18 protein-coding genes and 1 riboswitch are annotated in these 20,130 nt (G+C 36.4%); of the genes, 7 read left to right on the top strand and 11 right to left on the bottom strand.

The annotated features are described in order from the left end of the window. Positions 1-94: 94 nt before the first annotated feature. On the top strand, positions 95-271 hold the full coding sequence (locus AC3Z9T_RS10395) for a DUF2526 family protein (RefSeq protein ID WP_490126089.1): 177 nt from the start codon (positions 95-97) through the stop codon (positions 269-271). A 259-nt stretch (positions 272-530) separates the two neighbouring features. On the opposite strand, the gene AC3Z9T_RS10390 is transcribed toward AC3Z9T_RS10395, so the two are convergent. From AC3Z9T_RS10390 to crcB, 6 genes are all read right to left on the bottom strand, one after another. Continuing rightward, complete coding sequence (locus AC3Z9T_RS10390) at positions 531-2,207, bottom strand: ShlB/FhaC/HecB family hemolysin secretion/activation protein (protein ID WP_490126088.1); 1,677 nt, start codon at positions 2,205-2,207, stop codon at positions 531-533. Between the two features lie 55 nt (positions 2,208-2,262). Then, positions 2,263-4,413, bottom strand: a complete 2,151-nt coding sequence (locus AC3Z9T_RS10385) for a two-partner secretion domain-containing protein (RefSeq protein ID WP_490126087.1) — start codon at positions 4,411-4,413, stop codon at positions 2,263-2,265. A 1,016-nt stretch (positions 4,414-5,429) separates the two neighbouring features. Beyond that, positions 5,430-6,614: a M20 family metallopeptidase gene (locus AC3Z9T_RS10380; RefSeq protein WP_490126086.1), complete on the bottom strand. Its 1,185-nt coding sequence runs from the start codon at positions 6,612-6,614 to the stop codon at positions 5,430-5,432. A 35-nt stretch (positions 6,615-6,649) separates the two neighbouring features. Further along, positions 6,650-7,885 (bottom strand): Zn-dependent hydrolase, encoded by a 1,236-nt coding sequence (locus tag AC3Z9T_RS10375; RefSeq protein WP_490126085.1) that lies wholly within the window; start codon positions 7,883-7,885, stop codon positions 6,650-6,652. 6 nt (positions 7,886-7,891) lie between these two features. Further along, positions 7,892-9,115: a hypothetical protein gene (locus AC3Z9T_RS10370; protein WP_490126084.1), complete on the bottom strand. Its 1,224-nt coding sequence runs from the start codon at positions 9,113-9,115 to the stop codon at positions 7,892-7,894. Positions 9,116-9,758: 643 nt separating this feature from the next. After that, a complete protein-coding gene (gene crcB, locus AC3Z9T_RS10365; RefSeq protein ID WP_490126083.1) occupies positions 9,759-10,139 on the bottom strand; it encodes a fluoride efflux transporter CrcB in 381 nt (126 codons plus the stop codon). A gap of 114 nt (positions 10,140-10,253) precedes the next feature. Further along, positions 10,254-10,323, bottom strand: a riboswitch (Fluoride riboswitch). A gap of 245 nt (positions 10,324-10,568) precedes the next feature. Between crcB and fetA the strand changes: the two genes are divergently transcribed. Together fetA and fetB are read left to right on the top strand one after the other, a co-directional pair. After that, a complete protein-coding gene (gene fetA / locus AC3Z9T_RS10360) occupies positions 10,569-11,228 on the top strand; it encodes an iron efflux ABC transporter ATP-binding subunit FetA (RefSeq protein WP_490126082.1) in 660 nt (219 codons plus the stop codon). Between the two features lie 2 nt (positions 11,229-11,230). Beyond that, entirely contained in the window at positions 11,231-12,007 is a 777-nt protein-coding gene (gene fetB, locus AC3Z9T_RS10355; RefSeq protein ID WP_490126081.1) for an iron efflux ABC transporter permease subunit FetB, read from the top strand. Positions 12,008-12,383: 376 nt separating this feature from the next. Here the strand turns inward: fetB and AC3Z9T_RS10350 are convergent, their stop codons facing one another. After that, positions 12,384-12,773, bottom strand: a complete 390-nt coding sequence (locus AC3Z9T_RS10350) for a hypothetical protein (RefSeq protein ID WP_490126080.1) — start codon at positions 12,771-12,773, stop codon at positions 12,384-12,386. 1,033 nt (positions 12,774-13,806) lie between these two features. On the opposite strand from AC3Z9T_RS10350, the gene AC3Z9T_RS10345 reads away from it, so the two are divergent. After that, positions 13,807-14,097, top strand: coding sequence for a hypothetical protein (locus AC3Z9T_RS10345; protein WP_490126079.1), 291 nt, complete (start codon positions 13,807-13,809; stop codon positions 14,095-14,097). Positions 14,098-14,187: 90 nt separating this feature from the next. Here the strand turns inward: AC3Z9T_RS10345 and AC3Z9T_RS10340 are convergent, their stop codons facing one another. Continuing rightward, the gene (locus AC3Z9T_RS10340) at positions 14,188-15,087 is read right to left on the bottom strand and encodes an endonuclease/exonuclease/phosphatase family protein (RefSeq protein WP_490126078.1); all 900 of its coding nucleotides are present in this window, start codon (positions 15,085-15,087) and stop codon (positions 14,188-14,190) included. A gap of 244 nt (positions 15,088-15,331) precedes the next feature. Then, positions 15,332-16,366, bottom strand: coding sequence for a LacI family DNA-binding transcriptional regulator (locus AC3Z9T_RS10335; protein WP_490126077.1), 1,035 nt, complete (start codon positions 16,364-16,366; stop codon positions 15,332-15,334). Between the two features lie 245 nt (positions 16,367-16,611). On the opposite strand from AC3Z9T_RS10335, the gene AC3Z9T_RS10330 reads away from it, so the two are divergent. The 3 genes from AC3Z9T_RS10330 to ulaA are packed head-to-tail and all read left to right on the top strand — an operon-like array spanning position 16,612 to position 18,630. Further along, entirely contained in the window at positions 16,612-17,055 is a 444-nt protein-coding gene (locus AC3Z9T_RS10330; RefSeq protein WP_490126076.1) for a PTS sugar transporter subunit IIA, read from the top strand. 19 nt (positions 17,056-17,074) lie between these two features. Then, positions 17,075-17,362: a PTS sugar transporter subunit IIB gene (locus tag AC3Z9T_RS10325; protein WP_070925495.1), complete on the top strand. Its 288-nt coding sequence runs from the start codon at positions 17,075-17,077 to the stop codon at positions 17,360-17,362. 11 nt (positions 17,363-17,373) lie between these two features. Next, complete coding sequence (gene ulaA / locus AC3Z9T_RS10320; RefSeq protein WP_490126075.1) at positions 17,374-18,630, top strand: PTS ascorbate transporter subunit IIC; 1,257 nt, start codon at positions 17,374-17,376, stop codon at positions 18,628-18,630. Positions 18,631-18,667: 37 nt separating this feature from the next. Here the strand turns inward: ulaA and AC3Z9T_RS10315 are convergent, their stop codons facing one another. Both AC3Z9T_RS10315 and AC3Z9T_RS10310 read right to left on the bottom strand, forming a co-directional pair. After that, the gene (locus AC3Z9T_RS10315; protein WP_490126074.1) at positions 18,668-19,483 is read right to left on the bottom strand and encodes a bestrophin-like domain; all 816 of its coding nucleotides are present in this window, start codon (positions 19,481-19,483) and stop codon (positions 18,668-18,670) included. 179 nt (positions 19,484-19,662) lie between these two features. Beyond that, positions 19,663-20,115, bottom strand: coding sequence for a GNAT family N-acetyltransferase (locus AC3Z9T_RS10310; protein ID WP_490126073.1), 453 nt, complete (start codon positions 20,113-20,115; stop codon positions 19,663-19,665). Between the last annotated feature and the right edge of the window lie 15 nt (positions 20,116-20,130).

The raw sequence follows: 20,130 nt of genomic DNA, 5'->3' as shown, positions 1-20,130 counted from the left end.
TCTATGCTCCCCGACTATCTTCGCTTGTCGCCTACCTGCAACTCGAATTATTTAGAGTATATAATGATCAACTAACCACACTTAGGAGCTATGTATGCAACATTATGAAGATATCGCAAAACAAGTTGATTCCCTATTAACTGAGAATTCAATTGTAAATATGAATATGTTGTTAGCGCAGCTTTCCCACGACGAATTATTAACTCAAGAACAACGTTTTGAGCTACAACAACGGTTGAGAAATGCTATTTTTAAGCATCACGAGTCTTAATATATAGATGAAACTTATTACTCAATATACAACTAATATTATTTGATATGGATTATATGGGCATCATTTTTAGTGTCAATCAATAGTCTCAATTAAGCAAAGTATATAATCATTTGTTTATATTTGGTTAACGGTATTGGATTCAAATACCGTTAATTCGTTAGATATATTTTTATACATTCACCACTATAATCAACTATTTAATAGGTCACCTTTAACGCTTTAGCTCTAAATATATGTAATTATTTGAAATATATCACTACCAAAACCATTGCACATTTAAACCTACATTTAAATTACTTGTTTCATACTCTGCCGGCTTATAAAGAGGGACCGCCATAAACATGTCATAGCTAAATATATTCAAACGTCCACGTATCCCGAGCGCACTGCCCAATAATTGGTCATCTGAATAAAGCCCAATAGGATAAACATTACCAATTATTCGACCATAATCCAATGCAAAATAAGGGTAAACGGATGTATTGGGAAAATAGAAATTAAATTCATTTCGAAAATAAAAACCTTTATCACCAATCAATGAGTACTCTTCATCAAAACCCCTCACAGTCCAACGGTTTCCTAATGAAAACTGATCTTGAATAGTTAAGTTATCTGGTGTGTATTGAATAAAAACTTGAGGGTTATAACTCATGACAAAATTATCGAAAGAGAATGGGATCACTGCATTCACATCTATCGTCATGACCCTTCCCATTTTACTCACGTCACCATATTCCATGTCCCAACTTGGTTTTGCACCTAGCCATTGAACATTGCGTTGATAGTTAATTGATGCATCAATTGTTGAATTATTGATGTTCTGGCGATGATTTAATCCTATATTAATATTAGTTAAATCTCTTTCTTGAGAAAGTAAAGAAATATCTTCAAGGTGATATCTTGATTTTCTTTTTATCAGTTGCAATGTCAATGAGTCCTTATAGGATTGGCCCCGTAAAAAAACATGGCTCGCACTAAAGTTTAAATAGCGGTTTTCACCATAATATTTATAACTCATTATGCTGTCATTGATCGTTTGCTTATAATTACTCTTGCTCGCATAGAAAGAATATAACCAATAATTGTAAGGAACCGCATAATAAACAGCTTGGTTTTTAGTCGAGTAACGAGCTCTATTTTCTAAGTTTTTCCCCATCGAAACATAAACTGTATCATTCAGTGAAGTTAAATTATGACCATATACAGTAACGCCAACCTGATTTTTTCCTGTTTGGCGACTTCCTGCATTATTAAGCCAGCCACCAACATTAAAATAAGATGACTGTACTCTTTCAATTTCAATATCTGTTGTGGAAAATTCTCTGCCTGGCATTAATTCAATATTAGCTTTTACATTTGGGATCCGTTCTAAATTTTCTAATCCTTGCTCTAGATCCCTTAAGTTTAACACTTTTCCTTTTTCTGTTGGCATAGTATTAAACAATGAGATATAGCCATTGCTATTATCTGTTAATTTAATATTATCCACAGTACCAGGAATAATTTTTAATCTAAGTATACCTGTACTAATATTTTGTTCAGGGATATCTACACGTGTCGTGACATAACCTACTTTAATGATTTTATCTTGTAAGCCTTTAGCTAATCGTTCTACTCCATAAATACCAATACACTGACCTACAGCCTGATCAGTATAGTGCTGAAATGAACGCATATTGGCAATTTTTATTTTTGATTCAAGATATACGGACTTTATTTCATAGCAGTCTTGTTCTGGTTGAAAATATAATTCATCGTCTTTTCTCTCTGTTTTATCATCCAAAACATCTTTAGTTGCTAGCTGTGTTTGTTGATATCGCGATTTGTCTTGGGAGATTTGATTACTAATTTGTTGGTCTATTGGCTGAATTGGTTCACCATAAACCATAAAAGTAAATACAGATAGTGATAAGATCGTTAAACGTAAAAACATACATACCCTTAATTCTCAAAATACAGAGGAGCCTACTGCTCCCCTGTATTAGGTATTAATAATAACCCAATGTATTAAGTACTACTGTTCCACCAAGAATTTGACCATTTCTTTGTGAGTAGATTGTTGGGCTATCAATTTGCGTTGTTTTCACGGAACGAATAGTACCGTACTGGTTATTGACTGATTTAAATGATTTTATCATCGCACTATTACCTGCATCGATAAGACCATAAGTATTCGTCACATTACCCGCTGTAATATTCATATTATTCGAGGTTCTAATCGTTCCTCGATTATTTTGTAGATCGTTTCTAACGGAGATATTAATATCACCGGTAACATTTGCCTTTTGAGTAATATTGGCAAATACTAATCCATATTGGTTATCAAAGCTATTCGCCTTAACTGAAACCCAGCCATCACTACTTTCTAATCCACCTGATTGGTTGATTAATCCAAAACGTGAGCTTACCTGCTTAAAGTTATCGCTATAACTGTTATAGACTGCGCCTGCATCAACAGTAAGTGATTTATTAGCATGGATATAACCAGACTGGTTATTTAATGAATCAGAAGTCAGTTCTATCTCATTAGCTTTAACATAACCATAACGGTTGGATAATGTTGTTGCTGAAATATTTGCTTTCCCACTTTCAAAAACGATCGAACCAGTATTCGTTAAACGAGACGATTTAACGTTTAAATTTTTCTCTCCATTAATGGTTGCAACAGTATCATTATTCAGTGTCGTTGCAGTAATACTCATATCTCCACCTGCTTTAATCGTTGAAGATAAGTTATTGACTGTTGAACTATCAATGTTCATTTTCCCTTTCGACTGAAGTGTTGCATTACCGCTATTTCTCACTTCTAAGCGATTGCGAATGTCCATATCTCGCTCAGCAGAAATATTACCATAATTATTAGTTAACTGGTTTGATGATATATTGATATCACGGCCAGAAATAATTCCACGCTTGTTCTGCTCATGAAGATTATTTCTTAAATCAAAACTATTCGATATCGCCCCTGTGGTATTAATATTAATATCACCAGTTCGAGTTTGGATCGTACCGTTGGTATTTGTTAAAGAGCCTGACTGAGTGTCAATCGTATTAAATGCACTAACAATACCACCGTTATTATTCAGCGAGTTTAATGTCGCTAACTTAACGTTGCCACCATTAGATACAATTTGACCTTTTTGATTATCAATATAACCATAGCCACTTGCAGTAATATCAACATCTGTGTTCCCTACAATACTGCTGCGGTTAACAATAGTATTGCCTGCTTTGATATTAATCTTACCCTGTGATTCAATCTTAAGACCATTATTGGTCAATTGACCGGCGGAATTAATTACTAAACCGCCTGTCCCAGCTGAAATAACACCGTTGTTTGTCACACCAACACCATTTTCAGTCGTGACTAAGGTAATTTTATCTGCATACATCCCACCGATAGAGGAAGTATCAATACCCACTCTAGAAGTAGAACCAATACCTCTGATCGCCGTAGTAAAACGATTATCAGCATCCACAAAGTTACTGCCTGTAATGATATTTATCTCTTTTGCACGAATATCGCCACGAATAGCAACTGAACGAGCCAACAAATCAGTAGGTGAATCTGAACGCAGTGCACCATTTACAATGATTTGACCTTTTTCAACGTTATAGCCAACGATAGTGCCATCTGTTGATTTAACGGCATTACCCGTTGTTAATGTTGCACGGCTGGTATTAATAAAGCCACAGCTATTACAAGTTATACCTGATGGGTTCGCTACGATAACTTGTGCTTTATCTCCTGCAACCTCGATTAATCCATTTAGTGTACTGGCTTTGTTCGAGTTAACTTCATTCAAAATAACTTTTGCACTACCGCCCGCTAAATTAGCATTACCATCGATTTTTCCACCAAGCTGAGTTGTAGAAGAATCTTTACTGTTATTTAAAATAACGCCCGTTGGATCGACATCAAAACTGTGATAAATATTATGCGATACGCCTTTGTCGCTCGCTTTATTAATATTTACAATGGTTGGTCCATTAGGCTGAACTTGCACCCCTGCACCATTAGTATTAATAATTGCTCCATGAGCAACGGAAGCAAAACCTAAAATAACAGATACGCATAAGCAAACAGGCTTAATTCTCAGCATGGGCGTGCTGAAAACTTTATTTGCATTCTTTTTCATAATTAAATCCTAGATGATTTATAGATAAAAAATAAAATAATAAATAAAAATACCCTAAGGCAAATTAATTATGTGACAAACAACATTTAAAGAACAATTAAATAACCTAAAGTTAAATTACACGTAAAGTAGCTAATTAATTTAGATAAAAACTAACAAATTTAATTAAAAAAAATCATGAAAATAAAAATTAACATTTATAATCAGATGGTTAAATACAAAAACCTTTCAAAATTAAGTGACTTTTAAGCTCTACTAAATCGAGAAGATATCATTAAGATATGACATTAAAATAATTTATGTATCAAGCTATTTTTATGAAGTTTTCTTGCCGTGATATTATCTGTTATTTACGCCATTTATAACATTTTAACCAACAAGGTTTCTTTTAAAATAAAAAACCAGAAAATAATAAGTGTATAAAAACAGCTAAAAATGAAATTAGGATTAATCTCAACATAAAAATAATTTTTATTAAAAATAAAACAATAAAAATATCAGTATAAAAATTTAAATATTAAATTACGCCAGTAGCATGTGCACTAAGAATTTAAGTCTTGATAAATTTTACTAGCATAATTGAATTGATTTAAGTTCCTTATATTTAAATTATACACTCAACATAATTCAAGGTGCAGCGAAGCAACAAATGAACAAGTCGCTAGGGGCATAGAAAATACAGTGACTGGTACGTGTGAACGTAGTCATCATATCCTAATTAAAACACTGCATATTAAAGTATGACGAGTATAGAAAAAAATGTTGATAGTCAAAATAATCAGGACTAATGGGTATCAATATATTAAACGCAAATTCATAAGAGGAGCGGGAAAAACGATATATACTCTAAATAATTCAAGATGCGGGTAGGCGACAAGTGAAGATAGACGGGGAGCACTGTGACTCAGCTAGCGTAACGTACCCCCCCTGCAACTTGAAGTATGTCGAGTATAGTTATCCCACTCGATCAGCAACCTCATACCTTACTGCAATGTTAATAGTAAGGTGCAACACAATTAAAACTTATCTTGTTGCAAATATGACCACGCATATTGAGCATAGAGTTCAGCACCTGCAACCATTGCATCTTCATCAATATTAAAACGTCCGTGGTGATGCGCCCATTGAGTATCTTTATCTGGGTTACCTGATCCTAGTAGAGCAAAACAACCTGGAATATTTTCAATATAGAAGCTAAAGTCTTCACCACCTGTGGTTGGTTTTTCAAACATTAATGAATCTTCACCAAACGCTTTAGTAATGACTGATTGCGCTAGCAATGCACTTCGCTCTTCATTTATTACGGGCAACGTACCATAAGTATAAATGACTTCAGCTGTTGCGCCATACATTGCCGCAGTATGTTCTGCATAACGACGAATAGCTGCTTCAATACGACTACGTGTTTCAACATTAAAACAACGCACTGTTCCATCTAACACCGCGTTTTCAGCAATAACATTAAAACGGGTACCAACATCCATTTTACCAATACTCACTACTGCGGACTCAAGCGGTGATGTTTCTCGTGAAATTACAGCTTGTAAGTTCATGACAAATGAAGATGCAACAATCGCAGCATCAATAGTGGCCTCAGGCATAGAACCATGACCACCCCGCCCTTTAAATTTGACAACCAATAAATCGGCAGAGGCAAATGTACCTCCTACATTACAAGAAATTTTTCCTGAAGGGGTTGTCGACCAGATATGCATACCAAATACGTTATCAACATTTTCAACCGCGCCTTGTCTTACCATTTCCTTCGCGCCTTGGGCTATCTCTTCTGCAGGCTGGAAAATCAGTCTCACATTACCAATAAGTTGTTCTCGTACATCATAAAGTGCTTTCGCTGCCGTTAATAGCATGGAAGTATGCGCATCATGGCCACATGCATGCATTTTTCCTTGATTTTGTGATTTATAATCTAATGAATCATTCAGCTCCAGCACAGGTAATGCATCAATATCCGCTCTTAAAGCAACTGTTTTACCTGGTTTACCACCTTTAATTTCAGCGATGACCCCTGTTGGCTCAGTGAGGCGATATTCAATACCAATTTTAGACAACTCTTCAGCAATACGTTTAGTGGTACGAACTTCTTCCCATGGCAATTCTGGATGTGAATGTAGATCCCGACGAAATGCAATCATCGCTGCTGTGTATTTTTTAATTGATTGAGTAATTGTTGTATTTACCATGTTTCTACCTTTACCTGATGATACTTATTTTTAATTCAACATTCTGTCAGCGACCGAACTGTCGCAAACATCACATCAACACCCCGTACTATTTGTTCATAGTCAGTCCATTCATCAGGGTGATGACTTAACCCATTACGACTTGGCACAAAAATTAATCCAGTTTGCGTGATCCCCGCAAATATCATTGTGTCGTGTCCTGCTCCACTGACCATTGCTCGGTATTTCAACCCTTGTTGAGCGGCATGTTGTGACATTAGCTGATGAATATTTTTACTTAATGCTGTTGGAGCAACATAGAGTGGTTGCATTACATCACTTTGCATGGCTGATTTATGACTTTCGTGTTCAACTAATTCAATAATGTGCTCAATCGTTTTACGTAGTGCACTATCATTTTTTGAACGAATATCAACACTAAAAATAACTTCGCTGGGGATTACATTCGCACCATTAGGCAACACATTTAACCGTCCGACCGTTGCGACTGTGCCATCACCCGCAGCTATCGCGATAGCTGGAATTTGACCTATAATATGACTTGCACAAACTAAAGCATCAGAGCGCATATTCATCGGTGTAGTGCCTGCATGCCCCGCTTTTCCATTTAGTTTCACTTCAAGCTGCGCAATACCAACGATCGTATCGACAATACCAACATCTTCTTGCGCCTGCTCCAATATTGGCCCTTGTTCGATGTGTAGTTCCAAAAAAGCTTTCACTTGTGAAGAAGATATGACCGCCTGCTCCGCTTTATCAGCATTAAAACCAGCTTCAGACATCCGCTGTGCTGCTGAAATACCTTGTCTGTCCTTAAGCTGATATAACTCTTTTGTACCGATCAAACCGGTGATCACACTTGAGGCCATCAACCCTCTACCAAAACTCGTTCCTTCCTCTTCAACCAGTGCAATCACGTCAATAGGATAGCGAGGTTGTAATTGTTGCTCGCAAAGACGCGCAATAACCTCTAACCCACAAACAATACCCGCAGGCCCGTCGAAAGCACCACCATGAGGAACTGAGTCAAAATGAGACCCTATAATCACCGTAGGTAAATCAGGCTCAGTTCCATCTAGCCGACCATAAATATTGCCAATGCTATCTTCCCGTACCTGTAACCCCAATTGGTGCATCTGCTGTTTTAAATAATTTCTCGCCTGCCGGTCTTGTTCGCTATAGCTCATGCGTGTCGTACCTTGACCCGGTGTCGATGTGTATTCAGCTAGTTGTTCTAAGTGACGTTGAATTCTTAATTTGCTCGTTTCCATTATTCGTTACCCTGCAACTGGTGTAATAAAACCGACCATAATTCCAGCCAATACTACCGAAACCATCGTAACTGAAATAAATCCTCCTACTAGCATTGGCCCTAACATATGCCCAGTTAGAAGTTGGCGTTCTTTTTCATCTTTAGTGAGCGCATTAATCGCTTCGTTGGTAATAATATAGTCAGCGGGGAAACCATATAGCGCGGTCAAAGACACCGCAAAAGCCATTTCTTTAGAGACACCAAGAATTTTACCGACTATCCATGAAGCTAAATACATACCGATTACCGCCGCAACAATCAAAACTACCATTGGATAAACAAGACGTAATAACATGTCAGGGGTGGCATGATTTAAGGTATCAAATATAAATAGCATCAGCGCCATAATCGCAAAACCAAAGCCATTGGCCTTTTGTAATGGCTGCCTTTCCAAAAAGCCAAGTGATGATGCAATAACCCCAAATAATAGACACAATACAAATGGACTGATACTAACAATTGGTGCTGCCCATGTTGAAACTAAATAGGCAAGGTAACCTACAGCAGCAAGACGTAAGAATTTGAAATAGCTGGTATTGTAATGTGATGGAATTTTCTTGAATAAACGCGGCATTTCATCATCGGAAGTGATCGTTTTCACTTCCACATCGTTCGCCCCTTCAACCGATAATGATTCTTTCCATTGCCCACTACGATATTGAGCCAGAACACGTCGACCTTCACGTTTTAGCATAACGGCTGTTAATGGATAACCCGCAAAGCCTTGCATTACGTAAATAAGGATGGCAAAAACGGATAGGTCAATTAGCCCTGCATCTGCAGCTCCTTTTGACATTATTAACGAAGAAACAATACCACCCACTAATGGCGGAATAGCGACTAATACCGTATTGAGATCAAATAACACCATTCCAATAACGTAGATAAAAACAATAATCCCTAATATACCTGATAAGGAAATTAAAATAGTTTTCCACTGACGTAATAATTCTTTCAGTGATAACAGGGTTCCCATGTTGGTAATAAGCAAATACATCAGTGTCACTGCAACGACCTGCGGTATCCCCGCTATACTGACGATATTTTTAGGAAAAAACGTCCAGTAACCTAATAAAAATAACACCGCACATACAAACACGGAAGGGATCCACGCTTTGGTTCTTACCGCAATTGCATCCCCGATATACAAAATCAAAACTATAATAAACAACGCTAACATCTGCGACATAAAATTTCCCCGTCCATATATGTTTCTAATTTAATTTTTATAGATTATAAATTTTATTATTTATGATTAAGTGCAATATAAAATACCAATTAGCACAATAATTAACCATACCATAGATTATTTCTCTGAAGGAAATAAAAAGCACATCAAAATTCATAATATCATCGAAAATCCATATGTATAGATAACGCACTGAAGAGAGAACAAATTGCAAGATAGAAAGCTAAACGGCGTAATAGTGATAAATTATCATCAATAACTATATGACATTAGAATCAACTAACAATTACGTAACATTTTGATGTGATATCGCTTATTTATAGAAAAAATTAAATGATTATTTTTTTGTTCGATTTTTAAACAGTAAAATTATATTCTGTCGACTTACCCGTTATATGCAAAAATTATGTTTTTTATTTAGCAAAAGAAGTGATTTTATTAAAAGTTTGGTTAATTTATTCCAAACAATCTACTTTATTATGTATTAGGCGAGATCACACTGTAAAAAGTGTTTTCTATTAATCATAATAGCCTATATTCAACATAATCTTGAATTTTACCGTTGATTTAACTAATAGAAAGCTTGCTAGTTCAATATAACAAGCATTCCTATCAAACAATCAGGCTAAAACCAATTTATTTATCACTGCTGGGCGAGCCAGTTATGGCACAACATCCCTAAAAAGGTAAAAATTAATGCACCGATTACATGAATAGCAATCGTGCTCAGTGCAACCATTAATTTCCCTTCTTGAATTTGTACTAATACTTCCAATGAAAAAGTTGAAAATGTGGTAAAGGCACCACAAAAGCCGGTCACAATAAACAGCTTATAAGCAGGGCTTATATTAGCATTGGCAAAATATGAAATGGCAAAGCCGATGATGAATCCCCCTACGAGATTCACAAATACAGTCCCCATCGGAATATTAGGATAGAGATGATTTAGCTTCAGACTTATAAACCATCTAAACCAACCACCTAAAACTGAACCTAGCGCGATAGAAAAAAGTGCTGCATACATAGAGGCTCCCCTAGTGTTGTCGAGGGGGAATAAATGAGAGGCCTAGACCTTATAGACATTTATGCCCCAAAAATTTAGGGCACATAATACCTACGTACCCTATCGATTGAAAAGGTTAACGTAGGCATCATCAGCCCATATTAGGGCGGTTTTTAACAGGAGGAATGCCATCTCCTCCAGTTAGATTACAGCTAATTGATTGCGAGGTAAATAGTGGACTATTATCTAATATACTCCCTCCTCTTGATATACATCGACCTAATTCACTGATACTAATTTACTCCTTCATCCCATCACAATATGTAAATTTAAGTTTAAATAGCGCATAATATTTTTCATCGCAGAACAAAATTTTCATACATCTGAGAATAAATTGATAACAATAAACTCAGTGTGAAACCAAATTAATTTTATAGGCTAAGCGTAAAAATGGATAAAAATCGCACTTTATTGAAAATCGATGATATTGGATATGCTATTGATGGTAAGACTATACTGGATCATGTACAGTTCGAGTTAAAATTAGGGGAGTTTAAGTTAATTACAGGCCCTTCAGGTTGTGGAAAAAGTACCCTATTAAAGATAGTAGCATCCTTGCTTTCCCCTACATCAGGAACAATCCTCTTTAATGGACGTGATTACACATCTATATCGCCAGAAGAGTACCGCCAAGAAGTATCCTATTGTACACAAACGCCATCTTTGTTTGGCAACACCGTCCATGATAATTTGTTTTTTCCCTATCAAATCCGTAAGCTCAGTTTTGATAAAGCTAAGATATTGCAAGATCTACATTACTTTTCACTACCTGAAACTATCTTAGAAAAAGGGATAAATGAATTATCAGGAGGAGAAAAGCAGCGCATTTCACTGATCCGTAACCTGCAATTTCTACCCAAAGTATTATTGTTAGATGAAATAACCAGCGCATTGGATGAAGCGAATAAAATCAAAGTCAATGAACTGATCCATCAATATACAACTCAGCAGGGTATAGCTGTTTTGTGGGTAACCCACGATCAAGATGAAATTATGCATGCCGATGACATCATCTCCCTTCCCGTCCATAACACAGAAAATAGGAATTAAACATGCACCAACCCACGATAACCAATGAGTCATTGGCTTTTTCGATTATGCTTGTTTTGGTCGCGATATTTATCAGCCATAAAGAAAAGCTCTCTCTAGAGAAAGACATTATTTGGAGTACATTACGTGCCATTATTCAGCTATTAATTGTTGGTTATATCCTTAAGTATATTTTCCAGGTGGATCATGAAATACTCACCGTCGCCATGGTGATGTTTATCTGTTTTAATGCAGCTTGGAATGCAAAAAAACGCAGTAAATATATTGATAAAATCTTTTTCACTGCCTTTATCGCTATCACATCAGGGACATTCCTAACTTTAATGATACTAATTAGCAGTAAAGCCATTGCTTTCACTCCGATGCAAGTTATTCCAATTACAGGCATGATTGCAGGTAATGCGATGATCGCAGTGGGGCTCTGTTTTAATAATTTAGGACAACGTTTCAGCAGCCAGCAACAACAAATACAAGAAATGTTGAGTTTAGGGGCAACACCTAAAATAGCCTCTGCATCCATTATTCGTGAAAGTATTCGCGCATCTCTGATCCCAACGGTCGATTCAGCTAAAACAGTGGGCATTGTTAGCTTACCAGGTATGATGTCTGGGTTAATATTTGCAGGTGTTGATCCACTTGAAGCCGTAAAGTATCAAATTATGGTCACTTTTATGTTATTAGCAACAGCTAGTTTATCAACCATTTTAGCTGGATATATGACCTATGTTAAATTTTACAATGAGCGTCACCAACTTCTCATAAATACATTAAACAAGTAAAATTTTATTAAACGCTTGATGATTTTATACTCTAAATAATTCGAGGTGCGGCTAGGCAACAAGTAAATGAGTCGCTAGGAGCATACATAAGTATGTGACTAGTAGGAATGAATGTAGTCTCGTATACCTTAACGAAAAGCGCTACAACTTGAAGTATGACGAGTATATTTGTTATCAAGCGACTCTCTTGTGACGACTACCAATTGATATAATAAAGAGTGAGACAGATGACTTATTCGGCTAAAGAAAATCATGTGAAAATTTTCTTTAGTCGCCAAGTTTTTTGAATAGCGATCATTTCCCTTTACATTTAATGTAAGTTAATTTGTTATATTTTGTTTTATTAATGTTAATGAAAAGGTTGTGCTAATTAATATCAGTAGCAATATTTTGCCCAAATACTTTCCATCACCAAGAATGGTAATAAATCGTCATCGCCTTCGACTAAAGGAAATGAAAGAACAGCTCGCCCATCTTCAGTATGATATGCTTTGACTATAAATCTTTTATATCCTTCTATTTTGGCATTTTTTATTCTTAACACCTGTCCACAAACATAGCCGACTTCGCCTTTATCTGTTGTAGTTCGAGCAAAATTATATTTTACATTCTTAAATGATGCTGATTCAGGGTAAGATAAATAATCTTCAACATTATATTCAGCCAATTTTATTACATCAGGCTGTGGTTTGTAATTGACGGTTACACCTAACAAAAATGAGCATCCAATAAGTAATGCCACAGTAAGTAGCTTAACTATATTCATACCTCGCACTCTTCAAAATGAGTAATTTATTGATTAATAATAAAAATATCACACAAAAAACAAACAACACTTTACGATTTAAAATAGCTGCACTCTTTCACTTCTGAAACATGCCAGTTTTCAAAAGAATAACTTAAGCTTATTTAATATTTTTTATCTTTGATAATGCCTACGCCCGTAACAGCACTACAGCTAAGGGTGTATTAAAGCATCTGAGCCGCGTACTTCCTTTCATTACCACACCAGTGGCGAGTAATATTATCAACAATGTTCGTGAAAAATAAGCATGCCTACTATATTGAACTGTTACAGGTTGTATCTTTTGATATATAAAAATGTTCAACCTAAAATAGCTAAAAGAATCATTTAGCTTAAGTATCAATCATATTTCATTTTTACTCATGAATAAACATAAATAATTTATTCAAATAGATAATATACATTTCAATATATTTAAAAACCCTAATATTGAGTAAAAACACCACAAAAAATAGCCTAATCATATATTCAATTTTAGTTATTCTAAAAAAAGCATATTTATAAGGTTTATTCTGAATACACGTTTTGTAACTTAAATATTGGGATAAAGGAAAACTGAAGTATGCGGATTATAGAACATCACAAGGATGTTCTAACACTTCCTCGTTAAACCAGAAATTTGATGTTTACCTTAAATCAAGTAATACCTAATTTTCATCAATACACGTGATTACAACCGAATAACAATCATTCATCCGATTAAAACGTTAAATAACATTTAACCATAGGGCTATTTGAAAATAAAAAAACAAAAAAAATGCGTAATAAAACCCAATTAAGGTAAAAAAAATTAATGGATCTTCTAAGGAATATCATTATTTAACCATAGCTGATATAAGTACTTTCTCGTAACACCACCGTATCCCCTCACCTAAATACAGAATATTCCTATAAATGAGGCTAGAGCCTAAAAACTAAAATTATACGACCAATTTTGACAATAGATTTTATTTTAGTCAGGTAGCATCTACATGTCTCGACGATAGGATGTATCATGACAAATATTCAGCTACTACTACTTGCAACTAATAATTTTAATGAAAGCATTGCACTTTCACATACACAAGAATCACATGTTTATCAGTTTTATCATACTCAAATTGCGCTTCAGCATTTAAATGTTGATTCTTTTTTAAGCAAATATATTATACAAATCGATCCCGTCTTAAAAAATAGTCACGAATTGTATGTTCAACGCGATCAGATTTATCAATTAATCAAAAGCTATTTGGAACAAGCTGAAGCACGCTTTATTGACAGAAAAAAAATTCTCAATCAAGTATAAAATATAACAAAGCCCCTTGCCAAAGCTAAGGGGCTAATACCTTCACGGCGTGAAACAAATGTCATTTACCCCACGCCAAACTATTTTTATTTACTGCTCTTGCAACTCTAACTCAGCAATGATAGGTAAATGGTCACTCGCTTGTGACCATTGAAATTCTTTACTATCTTTCGGGATAACCATATCTTTTACATCCCAAACTTGACCTTTAAAAGTAAAAATATGATCAATATCAATTGCAGGATTTACCGCAGGCCAACTTCGATAGTTCACACCCGACTTTTCTACAGGTTCCCAGAAATAACGCAGCTCTTTTATCGGTTGCTCTTCCGCAGTTGAATTAAAATCACCCGCCAATATTTTTATTGAAGCGGCAATGTTATCAAAACCGGTGTCAGTATCACCTATAGCAGCATCAAGTATATGACGCACTTGACCAATACGAATTGTAGGATCTTTTTGCCAGTCTAAGTGTGTACCCATGATAATAATCGGCGAATCAAAGCCAGGTTTACTGATTTGCGATAATAGCACAACACGCTGCTCGGCATCACCTGACGGTAATTGAACAACTTTAGATTTTTCAATTGGGTATTTCGATAAGATCCCAACCCCATATTCCCCACCATCAAAATCTAAGGCTTTACCAAATGCATGATACATTTTATTAGCTTTTGCTAACGTTTCGAGCTGATCGACTTTATTGCTACGCGCAGTTTTATTATCAACTTCAGTCACCACAATCACATCAGCATCAATTTTCGCAATTGCCTGATTAAGTTGATTAAAATCAGCCACATTCGCTGATAGTTCGTTTTTACCTATATTATAGGTGGCTACTTTAATAGTCGGTTTATTTGCTTGGTATACTTTGTCGGGCGTTCCACCATTTTGTACGGCTAATATTTCCGAGCCTGTTGTACTGCCAGTAGCAGAACATGATGCGACCACAATGGCGGATAACGCTATTTTTAGTTGTTTTGTGTTCATAAATTCCCCTGTGATTTATCTACAAATCATGCTTTGTGAAGCAATATCTTGGCGTTGCAAAATAAAAAATAACTACCCCATCAAAGTAACACAATCAATTAATGATACCGTGACATCATCGACAATCTTATTTCGAGAATTAAAATAACTACGTAATCAATAGGTAGAAAGTGATCACTAACACACTTTTTAATGTGTTAGCTTAGGAGTTAATGGTAAAGAAGGCTGTAGTCGCATTTTGATATCACGCACTTTGCCTTGCTTCAAATTTGTAGGGGAAAATAATTTCTTCTTGCTGGTTTGAGAAATCACTGTCAGGATCAGCAAGCCATTTTTGTAATTTCTTGGCGGTTTCCTTTGCCATCTTACTGTAATCAATTCTAACCGAAGTTAATGATGGGTGAATATAATCACAGTTGGATGACCCTTCGACGCAAGCTACAGCTAGCATCGATGGAACTTTAACTAGCCGCCTTTGGCACTCAAATAATACACCGAGTGCAATCATTTCATGACTGCATATCACAGCATCGAGTTCTGGTTGGCGAGTTAACATTTCACTGATGGCTTGCCGCCCAAAATCCATGGTTGCAACATAGGGTGTGGTTATACTTTGTTCTGCGCTGTGATAATGGCTTAGCATTGCTTTTGTCCAACCACTTAGCTGTTGGCTTTGTACCTTGCTATCCATTTGAGCACCTATATAACCAATTTTTCGATAGCCTTTTTGTAGCATGTAGTTAGTGAGAAAATAGACCGCTTCACCAATATTACTTCTAATGTTGAGTGAAAATGGATGCGTCGCCTCACCAGCAACACCAATTACAGGAATATCAATGTGTTTGAGATAGCTAAATACGCTTTCAGAATTAATTGCCCCAAAAATGACCACAGCAGCAGGGCTGCTTTGCAATAAAGTAAATAAAACCTCAGATTCTTTTTTCTGTTGGTAATCATGACTACCAATAACCACTTGATAGTTATTTTTATTGAGTACATCCTGTAATGACTGCAAAAATGCGGAGCTGGCGTAGTCTCTTAATGATGGAACCAATACTGCAATTGTACGGCTTTGACCTGAAGCTAATATACCTGCCGCAGAGTTTGGTATATATCCAAGCTCAGCCACCGCTTCGTTGATTTTTTCTCGCAGTTTATCTGAGACTAAATCAGGCGTGCGCAATGCCCTTGATACAGTCATTGAACCAACGCCTGCATATTTAGCAACATCCTGTAGTGTCACTCGCCCAGTATTTTTTCTTTTGCGTGTTTTTTCCATAAAAGATGCTTTTTTACTCTATTGCCAAGTTCGTCACGCTATAACTTACCACAGGTTAGATTTGTTAATGAGCGCTCTTTGATGTTGTTTGCCCCATATTCACTTTATTTACACGAAATGATAGCGCTATCACGAAAATGAATAATTCAACTAGATAGCGCTACCATAGATCACTACTATGCTCTTAGTTTGATAGTTAGAAAAAAAGCTAAAAACATAGTTTTACCTTACCAGGAGCAAATTCAATGCTAACGACATTATTGACCCCTAACGTCATTCAGGTCGTCGACAGCGCCACTGACTGGCGTGATGCGATTCATATCGCCTGTCAACCACTCATTCAAAGTAACGCCATTGAACCATCTTATATAGATGCCATTATTCGTTCTCATGAAAAAATTGGGCCGTATTATGTATTAGGTCCGGGTATTGCAATGCCTCACGCTCGTCCTGAAGATGGGGTAAACCAATTATCACTTGGGCTAACTGTGATTAAACAAGGTGTCGAGTTTGGTTCCGAAGGCAATGACCCCATTAAATTGTTAATAGTACTGGCTGCAACAGACAGTAATAGCCATATTGGCGCGATTGCTAAACTCGCAGAGCTGTTTGATAACCAAGACGACATTGACCAAATCATGCAATCAGAAAACATCGATGACATTCTCAGTATCATCGCTCGTTATTAATTTTTAGAAGGAAAAGAATATGAAAATCACCGTCGTATGTGGAAATGGTTTAGGTACTAGCCTGATGATGGAAATGAGCATCAAAACTATTTTAAAAGATTTGCAAGTTAGCGCAGATGTCGACCATGTTGATCTCGGCTCAGCCAAAGGCACGGTTAGTGATATTTTTGTTGGTACAAAAGATATTGCTGAACAATTAGTTGCACAGCAAGTTGATGGCGAAATCGTTGCTTTAGAAAATATGATCGACAAAGTAGCAATGAAAGAACATTTGAGTGTTGCATTGCGTAAATTAGGCGCACTGTAAGCGGAGGCTGTATGTCATTTTTTCGTTTTCTGATGCAGGATGTACTCTCTGAACCGGCTATTTTAGTCGGTCTGATTGCTTTAATTGGCTTGATTGCTCAAAAGAAACCCGTTACAGAGTGCATTAAAGGCACCATCAAAACCATCATGGGTTTTGTTATTTTAGGTGCTGGTGCTGGCCTCGTGGTTAGCTCATTAGGGGATTTCTCAGCAATCTTCCAACATGCTTTTGGTATCAATGGTGTGGTACCAAATAATGAAGCTATTGTCTCTATTGCACAAAAGAGTTTTGGTCGCGAAATGGCAATGATCATGTTCTTTGCCATGCTGATTAACATCTTGATCGCACGTTTAACACCGTGGAAATTCATTTTCCTAACCGGTCACCACACTTTATTCATGTCAATGATGGTTGCTGTGATCCTTGCTACTGCTGGTATGGAAGGTACATTGCTGGTTGTGGTTGGCTCACTGATCGTTGGTTTCTGTATGGTGTTCTTCCCTGCAATCGCTCATCCATACATGAAAAAAGTTACCGGCTCTGATGATGTAGCCATCGGTCATTTTTCAACCATTTCTTATGTCCTTGCTGGCTTTATCGGTAGCAAATTTGGTAATAAAGAACATTCAACTGAAGATATGAACGTACCGAAAAGTTTACTTTTCTTACGTGATACTCCAGTCGCTATCTCATTCACTATGTTCATTATTTTTATCATCACTTGCTTATTTGCTGGTGGCGATTACGTTCGTGAAGTAAGTGGTGGTAAAAACTGGTTTATGTTCTCATTGATGCAATCCATTACCTTCGCAGCGGGTGTTTATATCATCCTGCAAGGTGTTCGTATGGTAATTGCAGAAATAGTTCCGGCTTTCAAAGGGATCTCAGATAAATTGGTTCCTAATGCAAAACCTGCATTGGATTGCCCAGTTGTTTTCCCTTACGCACCGAATGCTGTATTAGTAGGCTTCTTAAGTAGCTTTGCAGCCGGTGTCATCGGTATGTTTATCCTATATGCGTTAAATATGACTGTGATTATACCCGGTGTTGTACCACACTTTTTCGTGGGTGCTGCTGCTGGGGTATTTGGTAACGCAACGGGCGGTCGCCGTGGCGCTATTTTAGGTGCATTTGCACAAGGTTTATTAATTACCTTCTTGCCTGTGTTCTTATTACCTGTTCTCGGTGATATTGGTATCGCGAACACAACGTTTAGTGATGCAGACTTTGGTGTTATTGGTATTTTACTTGGCACTATCGTTCGATAAAAAATATTCCCGCAGGCATTTGCCTGCGGGAAAGCATTTAATGACCTAATTTTCCGACTAATGCGCCTTCTTTAAATAAAAATTCTTGAAGCGAAATCAAATCATCGGGGGTAACATGAATCACCCCTTCCCCAGGAATATCAATTTCTGCAATCATAAACAAAGCCAATGTCGTCAACGACGGTAGAATTAAAATCAGCCAATTCTTTCCTTTGGTGCCACGAATGTTATAGCCTATTAATATATTTGAGCAAATCGCGAAGAAGATTAATAAAAACCATGCCGCATTAGGTATTTGATGACGCCAACTAGCCATGGTTTTTTGTTGTGAAAGATAAAGATCACTAAATGCAGTCAACACCGAAGCAATCACTGGGTTAGGTGTTTTATTGGCTTCTTTAACCGCTATTTCCCACAATGCGGCTTGTTTTTCTAAAGACAGACGTCGCCACTGGTTATTTTCATCACTCACACCCGATCTGAAAAATTCAATACGCGCTTCTAGGTACTGTTCCAATAGGATCAACGCATCAGCCCTATCACTGCTGTCCAATATTTGCGCGCGTTGATAGGCATTACCAATAGCAATCGCTTCGTTCTCTTCGGTTTGCTGCCGATTATTGTAGCCATTGATTGAAATAGATAACACAAAGCCAATCAATAAGCCTAATAATGATAAAATAGCACCCAGTATAATTTTAGCTTCATCATCAGCAATGTCTTCGTGTGCATTTCGGCGTTTAAATATAAATTTACCGATGTACGCAGAAATAACTAATAACACAAATGTGATTATAAACAATAAAATAGAGTCAATCGGCGTATCATTAATTAACTCGGAAAGATTAAACATAGTTTATGTCCAGATAGATAATTTTCCGATGATATACCATATCCAGAATTAGACTTTCTAGCTTTTTGTTGACCCAAAATAATTTCAGATTTTAACGCTAAAACCTCATCTATAAATGATAATAAGTAATGCTTTTATCTCAAAAAACAGCCATCTAACCGGCTGTTTTTAAATCATTTTTAGAGGAGCATTAAACTGTAAATATACTCACCATCAATGATTTCACCTGTATAAGTAAAACCATGTGAAGTATAGAGATTTTTTGCGATCACATTTTCATCATCAAGGCCTAATGTGACTTTGTGAAGCCCTTTAGCTTTAAAATAATCAATGATCGCTGAAAATGTTTTTTTCCCCAAACCCAGCCCTATAAACTTGTAATCCAGCATATAGCGACAGATTTGCGCTTCATTCGGTAAAGACTCCAGTTCCCTGTACATAAAGAAGCCAATTAATGTTTGATCACAATACAATGCTTTAGGCTTGAACTCTGGATAGTAATGAGATTCTGCAATCGATAAAGCATTACAGCAGATATAGTCTTCAAGTACTGTGGCTATCCCATTAGCATTCGAAGTTAACTCGCCAACATCAAATAGGTTATCTTTATCTATTTCTTTTATGTGTATCATATTTGGTTAAAAATA

The sequence above is a fragment of the Providencia sp. 6390 genome (genome assembly GCF_058148425.1).
Note: the sequence above shows the minus strand (reverse complement) of the source record. Positions and strands in the feature narration are given on the sequence as shown.

Bases quoted from the DNA above. Each gene is read 5' to 3' on its own strand.
- AC3Z9T_RS10395 (WP_490126089.1), top strand. From the start codon at position 95: ATGCAACATTATGAAGATATCGCAAAACAAGTTGATTCCCTATTAACT.
- AC3Z9T_RS10390 (WP_490126088.1), bottom strand. From the start codon at position 2,207: ATGTTTTTACGTTTAACGATCTTATCACTATCTGTATTTACTTTTATG.
- AC3Z9T_RS10385 (WP_490126087.1), bottom strand. From the start codon at position 4,413: ATGAAAAAGAATGCAAATAAAGTTTTCAGCACGCCCATGCTGAGAATT.
- AC3Z9T_RS10380 (WP_490126086.1), bottom strand. From the start codon at position 6,614: ATGGTAAATACAACAATTACTCAATCAATTAAAAAATACACAGCAGCG.
- AC3Z9T_RS10375 (WP_490126085.1), bottom strand. From the start codon at position 7,885: ATGGAAACGAGCAAATTAAGAATTCAACGTCACTTAGAACAACTAGCT.
- AC3Z9T_RS10370 (WP_490126084.1), bottom strand. From the start codon at position 9,115: ATGTCGCAGATGTTAGCGTTGTTTATTATAGTTTTGATTTTGTATATC.
- crcB (WP_490126083.1), bottom strand. From the start codon at position 10,139: ATGTATGCAGCACTTTTTTCTATCGCGCTAGGTTCAGTTTTAGGTGGT.
- fetA (WP_490126082.1), top strand. From the start codon at position 10,569: ATGGATAAAAATCGCACTTTATTGAAAATCGATGATATTGGATATGCT.
- fetB (WP_490126081.1), top strand. From the start codon at position 11,231: ATGCACCAACCCACGATAACCAATGAGTCATTGGCTTTTTCGATTATG.
- AC3Z9T_RS10350 (WP_490126080.1), bottom strand. From the start codon at position 12,773: ATGAATATAGTTAAGCTACTTACTGTGGCATTACTTATTGGATGCTCA.
- AC3Z9T_RS10345 (WP_490126079.1), top strand. From the start codon at position 13,807: ATGACAAATATTCAGCTACTACTACTTGCAACTAATAATTTTAATGAA.
- AC3Z9T_RS10340 (WP_490126078.1), bottom strand. From the start codon at position 15,087: ATGAACACAAAACAACTAAAAATAGCGTTATCCGCCATTGTGGTCGCA.
- AC3Z9T_RS10335 (WP_490126077.1), bottom strand. From the start codon at position 16,366: ATGGAAAAAACACGCAAAAGAAAAAATACTGGGCGAGTGACACTACAG.
- AC3Z9T_RS10330 (WP_490126076.1), top strand. From the start codon at position 16,612: ATGCTAACGACATTATTGACCCCTAACGTCATTCAGGTCGTCGACAGC.
- AC3Z9T_RS10325 (WP_070925495.1), top strand. From the start codon at position 17,075: ATGAAAATCACCGTCGTATGTGGAAATGGTTTAGGTACTAGCCTGATG.
- ulaA (WP_490126075.1), top strand. From the start codon at position 17,374: ATGTCATTTTTTCGTTTTCTGATGCAGGATGTACTCTCTGAACCGGCT.
- AC3Z9T_RS10315 (WP_490126074.1), bottom strand. From the start codon at position 19,483: ATGTTTAATCTTTCCGAGTTAATTAATGATACGCCGATTGACTCTATT.
- AC3Z9T_RS10310 (WP_490126073.1), bottom strand. From the start codon at position 20,115: ATGATACACATAAAAGAAATAGATAAAGATAACCTATTTGATGTTGGC.